At 70.6% G+C, this 11,641-nt stretch carries 9 protein-coding genes; 3 read left to right on the forward strand and 6 right to left on the reverse strand.

Annotation, left to right across the window (positions count from 1 at the left end; translation table 11 throughout):
- The first annotated feature begins 18 nt into the window (after nt 1–18).
- Nucleotides 19–1,608 (forward strand): amino acid ABC transporter substrate-binding protein, encoded by a 1,590-nt coding sequence (locus ACNNMR_RS10650; RefSeq protein ID WP_419994308.1) that lies wholly within the window; start codon nt 19–21, stop codon nt 1,606–1,608.
- Nucleotides 1,609–1,635: 27 nt separating this feature from the next.
- Nucleotides 1,636–4,785, forward strand: coding sequence for an ATP-binding protein (locus ACNNMR_RS10655; protein ID WP_419994309.1), 3,150 nt, complete (start codon nt 1,636–1,638; stop codon nt 4,783–4,785).
- On the opposite strand, the gene ACNNMR_RS10660 is transcribed toward ACNNMR_RS10655, so the two are convergent.
- From ACNNMR_RS10660 to ACNNMR_RS10680, 5 genes are all read right to left on the reverse strand, one after another.
- The gene (locus ACNNMR_RS10660; protein ID WP_419994310.1) at nt 4,766–5,554 is read right to left on the reverse strand and encodes an ABC transporter permease; all 789 of its coding nucleotides are present in this window, start codon (nt 5,552–5,554) and stop codon (nt 4,766–4,768) included. The two genes, ACNNMR_RS10655 and ACNNMR_RS10660, sit on opposite strands and share 20 nt — an antisense overlap.
- Entirely contained in the window at nt 5,551–6,507 is a 957-nt protein-coding gene (locus ACNNMR_RS10665) for an ABC transporter ATP-binding protein (protein WP_419994311.1), read from the reverse strand. Before ACNNMR_RS10665 ends, ACNNMR_RS10660 begins: the two co-directional genes overlap by 4 nt.
- A 476-nt stretch (nt 6,508–6,983) precedes the next feature.
- A complete protein-coding gene (locus ACNNMR_RS10670) occupies nt 6,984–8,708 on the reverse strand; it encodes a choline/carnitine O-acyltransferase (RefSeq protein WP_419994312.1) in 1,725 nt (574 codons plus the stop codon).
- Nucleotides 8,709–8,714: 6 nt separating this feature from the next.
- Nucleotides 8,715–9,509: a class I SAM-dependent methyltransferase gene (locus ACNNMR_RS10675; RefSeq protein ID WP_419994313.1), complete on the reverse strand. Its 795-nt coding sequence runs from the start codon at nt 9,507–9,509 to the stop codon at nt 8,715–8,717.
- Nucleotides 9,510–9,517: 8 nt separating this feature from the next.
- Nucleotides 9,518–10,333 carry a HalD/BesD family halogenase gene (locus ACNNMR_RS10680; protein ID WP_419994314.1) on the reverse strand — a complete coding sequence of 272 codons (816 nt, stop codon included), beginning with the start codon at nt 10,331–10,333 and terminating at the stop codon, nt 9,518–9,520.
- Nucleotides 10,334–10,448: 115 nt separating this feature from the next.
- On the opposite strand from ACNNMR_RS10680, the gene ACNNMR_RS10685 reads away from it, so the two are divergent.
- Entirely contained in the window at nt 10,449–10,889 is a 441-nt protein-coding gene (locus ACNNMR_RS10685) for a nuclear transport factor 2 family protein (protein WP_419994315.1), read from the forward strand.
- Here ACNNMR_RS10685 and ACNNMR_RS10690 read toward each other — a convergent pair.
- Complete coding sequence (locus tag ACNNMR_RS10690; protein WP_419994316.1) at nt 10,864–11,634, reverse strand: AraC family transcriptional regulator; 771 nt, start codon at nt 11,632–11,634, stop codon at nt 10,864–10,866. The genes ACNNMR_RS10685 and ACNNMR_RS10690 overlap by 26 nt on opposite strands.
- Nucleotides 11,635–11,641 lie beyond the last annotated feature (7 nt).

The following is an 11,641-nucleotide window of genomic DNA, read 5'->3' on the forward strand; positions in this document are numbered from 1 at the left end:
CCGGAGGAGGATACGGGGATGCCCAGGTGGTTGCAGTTGCTCATCGCGGCCCTCACCGCCGCGGCGGTCGGCGCCGCGATCTGGGGCGGCATGGAGATCTACGACGCCATGCAGGAGCCCGACAAGTGCACCGACGACATCGAGAAGGTCGGCGGCGAGTGCATCGGTGTCAGCGCCGACGGCTATGACTTCGAGACCGCCGAGATCACCGACGTGGCCAAGGCCATCGCCGCCGAGAACAAGCGGGTCGAGAAGCAGCCGCACGTCACCGTCGCCATGATGCTGCCCCTGCAGTCCGACCGGCCCGCCGTGCGCCGCCAGATCCGCAGCGACCTCCAGGGCGCGTACCTGGGCCAGCGCAAGGCCAACAAGGGCGAGGGCGAGCCCCCGAAGATCCAGCTGGCCCTCGCCAACCCCGGCCGCGACTACGCCCACCAGAAGCAGGTCGTCGACACCCTCCTGGACTGGTCCGACTCGAAGGACCGCAAACTCCGCGCCGTGACCGGCTTCAACCTGAGCCTCGACACGACGGAGGCCGCGGTCAAGCGCCTCACCAAGCACCGCGTGCCGATACTCGCCTCCCGCATCAGCGGCGACAGGATCGCCAACAAGGACAAGGCCGACGGCGCGGCCAAGCTCAAGTTCCCCGGCCTCGCCCGGATCATCCCCACCAACGGCGACGCGGCCCAGGCGCTGGCCAACTTCAACGGCGACCGGGGCCGCCGTAACGCGAAGACGGTCCTGGTCTACGACTCCCGCGAGGACAGCTACGTCCGGTCGCTCGCGGACGCCTTCCGCAGCATCAAGGAGGAGGGCCCGGCAGGTCAGGCGGCCATCCCCTTCGAGTCCCCCTCCATCGACGAACCGGGCACGACCGGCAACCAGTTCGCCTCGATCGCCCACAACATCTGCGGCTCCAGCGCCGATACGGTCTACTTCGCGGGCCGCACCCTGCACCTGCGCATCTTCGCCCTCAAACTCGCCGCCATGCAGTGCGAGAAGCGCCGCTACACCATCATCAGCGGCTCCGACGCCGCCTCGCTGCGCCAGAACATGTCGTTGGCCGACTGGAAGGGCCTCCGCGGCACGGGCGGCAAGCCGAAGGTGAAGGTCCAGTACGCGGCACCGGCACACCCGGATGCGTGGAAGAAGGAGCTGGACAAGCCCGAGAACAAGGACAAGCCGCAGTTCCTGGAGGAGCCCCGCGTCGCGCTGGAGGAACTCAAGGCCGAGAGAGACGCCGTACGCGACAAGAACATCAGCCTCGGCTCCGTACCGAACCTGGAGGACTCCCGCACCATCCTCGTCTACGACGGCCTGGTCACCATCGGCCAGGCCCTCCACCAGACCCAGCAGGGCGGCCCCGAGGACGTCCCCGGCCTCAGAGACGTAGGCGCCCAGTGGCCCTTCCTGAACTCCCAGCGACGAGTCCAGGGCGCCAGCGGCCTCATCTGCCTGACCAGCAGCGGCAACCCGTACGACAAACCAGCCGCCATAGTGGAACTGGATCCGGGCACGGAGGGCATGGGCAGCCTGAGGTACGTAGGCCTGGGCTGGCCTACGGGCAAGGAGCAGCCGAAGGACTGCGTGATCCCGAGCAGCTCCTGAGGCGAACATTCTGGCTAGTCTGCATGCGTGACCATCGACCTGACCTTGTTGCCGCGTGTCGCGTTCCGCGACCAGGAGATAACCGCGCCTCGGCTGCGTGGGCTGCTGGCCCTGCTGGCGGAGGACTTGAAGACGGGGGCCGGGACTGGGCGGCTGGTCGACGGGCTGTGGCCCGATGAGCAGCCTGAGCGGCCCGGTAAGGCGATACAGGTGCTGGTGTCGCGGGCGCGGGGGCAGCTCGGGGCTGAGGTTATTGAGAGCACGCCCACTGGGTATCGGCTGGCGTTGCGGGAGGAGCAGGTCGACAGTTCCGCGCTGTTGTTGCATGGCGCTGCTGCCGCCGAGCGGGCGCGGGCCGGCGATCATGCGGCTTCGCTCGCGGCTGCCGAGGCGGGGCTCGCGTTGTGGGAGGGCGTCGGTGAGGACGCCGGGGATGATGAATTCCATGATCCGGTGGCGGCGTTGCGGGCCGAGCGGGCGCCGGTGCGGCGGACGCTCGTACGGCATCGGGCGCTTGCCCTCGCGCGTCTTGGGCGGCACTCCGAGGCGGCCGAGCCGCTCGCCGAGGTGTTCGCGGAGCACTCGCGCGATGAAGAGGTGCTCGCCGAGGTGCTGCGCGGAATGGCGGCCTCCGCGGGGCCTTCCGCGGCGCTGGCCCGCTACGAGGCGTACCGGCGCGAGCTGCGCGACGATCTCGGGACCGATCCCGGGGCCGCGCTGAAGTCCGTACAGCAGGAGCTGCTGAGCGGCGATGCGCCGACCGTACGGCACGGGGTGCCGCACGAGCCGAATCCGCTGCTCGGGCGGGACGCGGATGTCGCCGCCGTGACCGGGCTGCTGGAGACCGCCCGCGTCGTCACCGTCGCCGGGCCCGGCGGCCTCGGCAAGACCCGGCTCGCGCATGCGGTGAGCCGCACCGCACAGCAGCGGGTGGTGTACTTCGTGCCCCTCGCCGGCGTCACCGACGACACCGACGTGGCCGCCGAGGTCGCCTCCGCGCTCGGCGCGGGCGAAGGACCCAGCCTCGCGGGCGCCGCGTCCGCCGACGCCACCTCAGCCATCCTCGGCGTGCTCGGCACCGGACCGGCCCTCCTGGTGCTGGACAACTGCGAACAGGTCGTCTCCGGCGTCGCCGCCCTCGTCCAGTCCCTGGTCTCCGCCTCCAAGGACCTGCACGTCCTGACCACCAGCCGCGCCCCCCTCGACCTCAGCTCGGAGTCCGTATACGGACTGCCGGAACTCGGCCTGGAGACGATGATCGACCTCTTCGGCCAGCGGGCCCGCTCGGCCCGCCCCGGCGTGGAGCTCCCGGACGAGCCTGTACGGGCGCTGTGCCGGCACCTCGACGGCCTGCCGCTCGCCGTGGAGCTGGCGGCGGCCCGCGTACGGGTGCTCTCCGTACCGGAGATCGCCCGCCGCCTAGGCGACCGCTTCGCGCTGCTCCGCGGCGGCTCCCGCGACGCACCGGAGCGGCACCGCACCCTGCACGCCGTCGTGGACTGGAGCTGGAACCTCCTGGAGGAGGACGCCCGGGCGGCACTTCGGACGCTGTCCGCCTTCCCCGGCGGCTTCACCGCCGAGGCGGCCGAGCACGTCCTCGGCGACAGCGACGCCGACGCCCTCCTCCTCATCGAGCAGCTCACCGACCAGTCGCTGCTCCGCGCCGCCGACACCCCGGCGGGCGGGGTGCGCTTCCAGATGCTGGAGTCGGTACGGGAGTTCTGCGCCGCGCGGCGCGCGGACGCGGGCGAGGAGGACGCGGTCACCGAACGCTTCCTGGGGTGGGCGCGGGACTTCTGCCGCGCCCACCACGACACCGTCTTCGGCGCGGACCTGAAGCAGGCCTGGGAGGTCCTCAGGGCCGAGCAGGACAACCTCGTGCCGGCCTACCGCCACGCCCTCGCCCACGACGACCACCCCACGCTCGCCGCGACCACCGCCGTGCTGGCGTCCCTGTGGTCCACGGACAGCAGCTACGAGCGCCTGCTGACCCTCACCGCCGAGTCCGGCCCGCCGCTGTCGCACTACCGGCCGGAGCCCGCGGACGAGGACGTCGCCCGCACCGCGGCGGTGATGTGCACGGCGAGCATCTTCATCGGCAAGGGCCCGCGCGCCATCCGCCAGCTGGTCACGCTGCGGCGGCTCCCGGAGGCCCGCTCCGACACGCTGGTGCGCGCGCTGGCCGCGGTGCTGAAGGCCGTACCCGACATGCGCCCGCCGGACTACGAGGAGCTCCAGGAGCTGTGCCGCAGCAGCGAACCGCTGCTGGCGGGCGTCGCCGAGAGCGTCGCCTCGTACCTCTGGGAGGGCGCCGGTGACCAGGACCGGGCGCTGGAGTCGGCGCGGCGGATGGTCACCGCGCTGCGCCCGCTGCGCAGCCCGATCCTCACGATCGTGGGTCATGGCCGGCTCGGCGAGCTGTGCCTGCAGCAGGAGCGCGGCGACGAGGCGTACAGGCACCTCAAGGACGGCCTCGAGATCCTGCTCGCGCAGGGCAACCACCGCGAGATGCTGGGCATGCGCCATGCCCTGGCCCTCGCCTGCCTGCAGCGCGGCGAGATCGAGGAGGCCGAGGAGTGGGTGCGGCAGATCCAGGAGGCCGGTGCCACGGAGGGCCCCGAGGAGCTCTCCCCCGAGCTCGGCGCCCGGGCCGAGATCGCCCTCGCCCGCGGCACGACCGAGGTGGGGCTGAAGCTGTGGCGCTCCGCGGCGGAGGTGGGCACGTCGGTGGCGGCACAGTACGCCGGGGATCCGCTCTTCGTGCGCTGGCTGGTGGAGGTGCATTCCGCGGCGGTGACGGCGCATGCGTATGCCGGGCGGTCGGAGCTGGTGACCGGCCTGCGGGCGCAGTTGGCGGAGCGGCTGCGGGACATGCTCGCGGCGGAGTCCGGGGGGCCGGGCGAGCTGCACGTGTACGGGACGATGCTGCACGCGCTCGCAATGGCCGGGATCGCGACGGGTGACCCGACGGCCGTACGGATGCTCGCGCTGGCCGAGCGGCTGCGGGCGCTGCGGCAGTTCCAGCCGACGATGTCGGCGGCGCGGGCGCGGGAGGCGGCGGAGAACGCCGACGGGGCGGCGTACGCCGACGCGGTGTCGGAGTACGCCGCCCTGGGGCGGGAGGAGCTGCGGGAGGCTGCCCGCGCACTCATCCCGGTTACTTCGGCTCGCCGTTGAAGGTCTTCGCGGACCAGAGGTAGCCCAGTGCGGTGAGGCCCACGCACCAGCCGATGGCGATCCAGCCGTTGTTGCCGATCTCGCTGCCCAGCAGCAGGCCGCGGAGCGTTTCGATGGCCGGGGTGAACGGCTGGTACTCGGCGATCGGCTGGAACCAGCCGGGCATGGACTCGGCCGGGACGAAGGCGGAGGAGATCAGCGGCAGCAGCACCAGCGGCTGCGCGCTGTTCGCGGCGGCCTCGGCGTTCGGGCTGACCAGTCCCATCCCGACGGCGATCCAGGTGAGGGAGAGGGCAAACACCGCCAGCAGTCCGAAGGCGGCCAGCCACTCCAGCGCGGAGGCGTCGGTGGCGCGGAAGCCGATGGCGACGCCGACGGCGCCGACGAGGACGACGCTGATGATGGACTGCAGCAGGCTGCCGAGGACGTGGCCGATCAGGATCGAGCCGCGGTGGATCGCCATGGTGCGGAAGCGGGCGATGATGCCCTCGGTCATGTCGTTGGCGACCGAGACCGCGGTGCCGACGACCGTGGAGCCGATCGTCATGATCAGGATGCCCGGGATGACGTACGCGATGTAGTCGGAGCGGTCGGCTCCGCCGCCGAGGCCTGCGCTGAACGCGTCACCGAAGATGTAGACGAAGAGCAGCAGCAGCATGATCGGCGTGAGCAGCAGATTCAGCGTCAGCGACGGATAGCGCCGGGCGTGCAGCAGGTTGCGGCGCAGCATCGTGGACGAGTCGCGGACGGCGAGGGTGAGGGCACTCATCGGACGGTCTCCTTGGTCTTGGTGGTGGTCAGCGCGAAGAACACGTCGTCCAGATCAGGCGTGTGCACGGTGAGTTCGTCCGCCTGGACGCCGGCGGAGTCGAGCCAGTCGAGGATCGAGCGCAGCTCGCGCTGGCTGCCGTCACTGGGGATCTGCAGCGTGAGCGACTCGTCGTCGCGGGTGGCCTCGCGGAGGGCGTATGCGGCGCTCTGATACGCGGCGGGGTCCTGGAACCGCAGTCGTACATGCCCGCCGGGGATCAGCCGCTTCAGCTCGTCCGCCGTGCCCTCGGCGGCGATCTTCCCGTCGTTGAGTACGGCGATACGGTCGGCGAGCTCGTCGGCCTCCTCCAGGTACTGCGTGGTGAGGAAGACCGTCGTGCCATCCGAGACCAGCTCGCGGATGATGCCCCACATGTTGTGACGGGCCCGCGGGTCGAGCCCTGTAGTGGGCTCGTCGAGGAAGATGATGCCGGGGTTGCCGACCAGGGTCATGGCAATGTCGAGGCGCCGCTTCATGCCGCCGGAGAAGGTGGACGCGGGCTTCTCCGCCACGTCGGCGAGGTCGAAGCGCTCCAGCAGCTCGGCGGCGGTGCGCTTGCGCTCCACCTTGGACAGGTGGTGCAGGTCGGCCATGAGGAGCATGTTCTCCTCGGCGGTGATCAGGCCGTCGACGGCGGAGAACTGGCCGGTGACGCCGATGGCGGCGCGCACGGCCTGGGGGTCGGTGGCGAGGTTGTGACCGCCGACCCGGACCTCACCGCCGTCGGCGCCGATGAGGGTCGAGAGGATCTTCACGGCGGTGGTCTTGCCGGCGCCATTCGGCCCGAGGAGGGAGAAGATCGTGCCGCTCGGCACGTGGATGTCGATGCCGTCGAGGACGATCTTGTCCCCGTAGGCCTTGCGCAGGCCGGTGGCTGCGATGGCTTGCTCGGTACGTGTCGTTGTCGTCATGCCCCAGAGCTTGGGCGGCGGCGCCTTCAGCGCGGTTTCAACACGGTTTCAGCAGCTCCGCGCTTCGCGCCTGCGGCGCGGGCATCCTGTGGCTTCGCCACGGAGTCCTCAAGCGCCGGACCGGCTTGATCGTGGGTGGGCCGGTCCGAGTTCCACGACACCACCGAAAAAACGTGGTGGTCCACCACCGCCCGGTGCTGGGTTTTTTCGGCGGCGTCGTTCCACTCGGCCCTCCTCCCGTAGGGAGAGATCAACCCAGGCGAAGCCAGGGCAAGGCCTAGGCCGAACTCCCCCTCCGGGAGGAGGGCCGAGTGGAGCGACGCTGCCGAAGAAAACCCCGGAACCCACCCAGGCCGACCACAGAGGTTTTCTTCGGTAGTGTCGCGGAACTCGGCCCGGCCCACCCACCCCAAGCCCATCCGGCGCTTGAGGATTCCGAGCGAAGCTCGGATGCCGCGCCGCAAGGCGCGAAAGCGCTACGCGACCAAGAGCTCCCGAAGCTCCCCCACCGCATCACGCAGACACTCAGCAAAGGCCGTCATCCCCCCGGCCACCGCTTGCGGCGTGGACAGGTACACGTGGAACCGCTCCGGCAGGAGCACGTACGCCACCCCGATGCACCGCGAGCTCGTCGACCCGAACCCGAAGTACTGAATCCGCTCCGACGGAGCAGAGCTCGTGCTCAAGTAGTCATCGCGCATGACCGTCCACCCAGGCGAGCGGAAGAGCGAGGGCTGCTCGTCCACCCCGAGTTCCGGGCCCCGGCGCCGCTGGATCATCTCCAGCTCCCACAGGTGCTGCTCCGGCGCGTCGCCGGCCTGGCACTCCTTGGCCCGCCGCACGTGCGCCGCAGCCGCGGCTCGCGCCGCCTCCCGTCGCACCCCAGCAGCCGCCCCCGCGTCCATCATCGCGTCCACGAAGGCGACCATCTCCGGCGTAACCACCCGCATCGCCTCGGTACGCCCATGCCGGAACTGCCGAGTCGCAATCGACTCGTACGTCGCCCCCACAAGCCCCTTAGCCCGCCGATGCGCCAGCTGATACGCAAGCTGGACGAAGGCGTCCGGCGACATCCCCAACGCCTTGGCGTCCTCCGCGCCGAAGTCCGCGAAGGCCACCGTCCGGGTCGCGGTGGCCGCCCCGTACGCGGCGAAGTCGGCAGCCGCCGCCCGCACCTTCGCGCGCAGCCCCTCGTCCACCTGAAACGAAACCGGCGCCACCGCCACCTCCCGGGAAACCCCGCCGGAAGGCGGGGAAGGCGGCTCCGCCGACAGCAGCGCGTCGGTGAAGGCGAGGATCGTCGTGCCGTCCAGCTCGCAGTGCTCGATATTGATACCGGCGCGGCCATCCGCGAAGATCACAAACGACACCGCCTTGTCGAACCACCGATTCCCCCGGTCGCCGTAAAGCAACTCATCGCAGGCCTCCTGGACGCCGGCAGGCGCGAAGTCCTCCAGGCAGACGCAGAACAACGCGGTCTCCACGTCCTCCACCGCCGCCGCGCTGTGACCGAGCAACTCCTCCCGGACCGCAGCCCACTCCGCCCGCGCCATGGAGGTCAGCGACCCGACGGACTCCCCACCCCGCCCCGCACGAACCACCCTCAGCCCAGCCGCGAGCGAAGCGAGATCGTACGGTGTGCCGTCCTCCGCGAGGACCTCCATCCGGAACATCTCGCCGCCATGGAAAACCACAATGTGCCGGCCGGGCGCCACCCGCACGCTGTCCCGCTCAAGCCCCGGAATCCGCGTCGTACCGAACAGATACCGGTTCTGCACCATCGTCTGCGGCTGCCCACGCAGCACCACCGGCTCCAGCGACCCGTCATCCACCCGCGCCTTATACGCCAGCGCCCCGGCAATCAGCCCCGCGGCCCGCGCAATCTGCTCCTCCCCCGTGTCCTGAAAGAGGAAGAAGAAATTCGCGTTCAACGCAATCCGGTCCCGCCGCCCCAGATACCGGTACGGCCAAAAGGTATCGAGCCAGCTGTGCACCCCAGGCGCGGCGTCGTACGCCGCAAGCGCCTTGTGCAGCAACGGCCCGGGCCCCGCCGCAAAGGCCGCCACCTCGGCCTCGGTGGCAGCCAACTCCGCGGGCGTGAGCAGCGGCGCGCACCACTCCAGGAAGCGGTCGCAGCTTTCCTGCAGCGTGGGTAGCGGGACCCGTGGCAGGTGGTCTTCGGCGGCGGCGAAGGTAGTCACTTTTACTTATGCTCCTGGTTCGTTGTGAGGGCGGGAGACGTAGAGCTGGGCGTGGAGCCAGCCTTCTGCCTCCAGGCCGTGTGCGTCCACGCCGGCGGTGGACATCGACTGCAGGACTTGAGTCTGCTCCTCAGCGGAGGCGAACCGCCGCTGTTTGAAGACTCCTTCAACCTGGGTTGTGTGATACCCGAGGCGCGACAGGACCCCCGCGATCGGAGCGAAAGGAAACATGCGGAGGACGAAATGCGCCATCCACGGCAGCCGGCCGCCGCCCTGCGCTTCGATGACCCGCATCAGCGTGCGCTCCGTTACGTACCCGACGCAGCCGGTCGAAATGACCAAATCGGTCCCGGCAAGCCGCCCGCTCTGCAAAGCGGTCGGGGCCTGCCGCTCCAGGTCCGCGTGCACCGTGGCGTCCAGGAAGCCGGCCTGCGTCGCATACGCGAGGGCCTCCGCTGAGGCGTCCAGGCCGGTGAAGCGGACCCGGCCGGCCGGCGCGGTGCGGCGACGCACGAACTCGCGGTCCAAGGTCAGGACATCCGCGTCCCGCGCGTCCGCGTAGCGGTCGTAGAGCTCGTCCATGGTGCTGTCGCACTTGAGCAGGGCGGCGTTGATGCCGTACGAGCAGCCGATGTCGAGGACGCGGACCGGGGTGCCGCCGCGGGAGCGCTCCTGGATCAGCTTGGCAAAGTAGGGCTTGGCGAGCTGGGGGATGCAGTAGTCGAGGGTGCGTAAGACGCGGAAGTAAGTGCGCGGGTCGGGCTGTGTGTAGATGTGGTCGAACGAGGCCTTCGCGGACACGTCTCTCCTCAGTCCAGCAGGCCGTCGGTACGGACCGCGGCGGCGTGGTGCTCGGGCAGGGCGCGGCCGAAGAGCTGGCGGGTGCGGGCGGGGCGGCCGATCACGCCGGGGCGCTCGCTGTAGGCGAAGATCGCGGAGTGGCGGGCGGTGGGGCCCTTGATCGGGCTGACGCGGTGGAGGGAGTAGCGGCCCTTGAAGAGCTGCAGGTCGCCGGGGCGGAGGGCGAGGTGGCGGGGGGTGCCGCCGCCGGCCAGGACCTCGGCGACCGCGGGGAAGTTCTCGGCTTCGGCCGATCTGATGCCCGGGCAGTACTCGAAGTCGCCGCCCGCTTCGGGCTGCTGGGTGAGGAGGCTGACGGTGTATTCGTTGGTGTCGAAGTGCCAGGGGTGTTCCATGCCCGGTTCGACGACGTTGAGGACCAGGCCGGAGAGCGGGTCGGCCAGTTGGTGGAGCTGCGGGAGCTCGAAGCAGGCGGCTATGAAGGACTGGAAGGCCGGGTCGGCGTAGAGCGTCGCGATGAGTGAGCCGGCGGGGATGCGGTCGCGGGCGACGAAGGCGTTGCCGCGGTCGAAGGTGAGGCGGCCCGGGTGGTCGGGCGGGAGGGCGGCGGCCTCTTTTACGTCGGTGTTGTAGACGTTCACCGTCTCGGCGGCGAAGTACGCATCGGGTGCCATCGCCGCGCACTCGGCGCGCAGTGCCTCTTGGTGCGACGGCGGTACGAAGTCCTTCAGGACGGTGCAGCCGTCGGTGCGGAGCTCGTGCCGGGCGCGTTGGACGACGGTGTCGTCGGGGAGGTGGAGCGTCATGACGTCTGAGGTGCTCATTCGACCCTTCTCCGGGTGCGGACGGTAACTCTACTGACGCGTAGCGCACTTGAAGTTGCCACAGGGGTCGTGCGGCTGTCTGTGACTCTCCCCACTTATCCATGAGACTGCCCTCGTGACCCAACGCATGGAACTCGCCGCCCTGCTGGACCGCCTCGCCGTCGATGACCTCGTCTCCGCCTATGCGGTTGCGGTGGACTCCGGCGACTGGGAGGCCTACCAGCGTCTGTTCGCGCCCGGCGGGCGCGCCGACTACACCGGTGCCGGAGGCATCGCGGGACCCGCCACCGAGGCGGCCACCTGGCTGTCCGAGGTGATGGGCCTCTTTCCCGTACGCCAGCATCTGATCGTCAATCGCGTCACGCGCCTGAAGGGCGAGCCGGCGGAGCTGGCCACGGTGCGGGCCGACTACGTCAACCCGATGGTGAGCAAGCGGAATGGCGCCACCGCGCCCGACTTCGTCGCGGGCGGGCACTACGCCTTTACCGCGGTGCGGTCGGGGGACGCGTGGGCGCTGCGGGAGGTGGTGATCACGGAGACGTGGCGGTCGGCGTGAGGCGGCGGCTGCTGCTTCTGCTGCCGGGGGTGTAGCCCATCACCCGGCGGAAGACGTCGACGAACGCGCTCGGCGTCGACCAGCCGCAGCGCATCGCCACCGCCGTCACCGACTCGCCCTCGGCCAGGAGGCGCAGGGCTAGGTGCAGGCGGACCTGAGTGCGCCACTGGGGGAAGGTCATGCCGAGTTCGTCGCGGCAGAGGCGCGAGAGAGTGCGGGTGGCGGCGCCGCAGCGGGTCGCCAGTTCGGCGATCGAGTACGCCGGGTCGGCTGCCAGGAGTGCGGCGGCTGCCGCGAGTCGGGGGTCGTGCGGCGCGGGGATGTGCAGCGGCTGGGTGGCGGGGGCTGCGCGGATCTGGTCGAGCAGGACGGTGCGGAGGCGGCGGCGCTGTGGGGTGTCGGCCGGGGTCCCGCCTTCCGCGTATGCGATGAGCAGCTCGCGCAGCAGGGGGCTCACGGCGAGGACCGTCGGGTGGTGGAGGCCCAGCGGGTTCGCGTCGCCCATGCCGACCGTGGTCAGGATCGTACGGCCGTAGGCGCGCGGCTCGTGGACGGCGCCTGCCGGGATCCAGATGGCGCGGCTGGCCGGGGTGACCCAGACGCCGGCGTCGGTGGAGACGCTGAGAACGCCGCTGCTGGCGTAGACGATCTGGTGCTCGTCGTGGTGGTGCGGGCCGGTGCCGGTGCCGCCGGGCAGTTCGCGGCTCGCGGTGGTGGCCACGGGGGTGTGGCGGATCTCCGACATAGTCTGG

The organism is Streptomyces boninensis (assembly GCF_048572725.1).
GTDB lineage: Bacteria > Actinomycetota > Actinomycetes > Streptomycetales > Streptomycetaceae > Streptomyces > Streptomyces boninensis.

Excerpts from the sequence above, each read along its gene's own strand:
- ACNNMR_RS10660 (WP_419994310.1), bottom strand. The coding sequence starts at position 5,554 with ATGAGTGCCCTCACCCTCGCCGTCCGCGACTCGTCCACGATGCTGCGC.
- ACNNMR_RS10680 (WP_419994314.1), bottom strand. The coding sequence starts at position 10,333 with ATGAGCACCTCAGACGTCATGACGCTCCACCTCCCCGACGACACCGTC.
- ACNNMR_RS10650 (WP_419994308.1), top strand. The coding sequence starts at position 19 with ATGCCCAGGTGGTTGCAGTTGCTCATCGCGGCCCTCACCGCCGCGGCG.
- ACNNMR_RS10690 (WP_419994316.1), bottom strand. The coding sequence starts at position 11,634 with ATGTCGGAGATCCGCCACACCCCCGTGGCCACCACCGCGAGCCGCGAA.
- ACNNMR_RS10665 (WP_419994311.1), bottom strand. The coding sequence starts at position 6,507 with ATGACGACAACGACACGTACCGAGCAAGCCATCGCAGCCACCGGCCTG.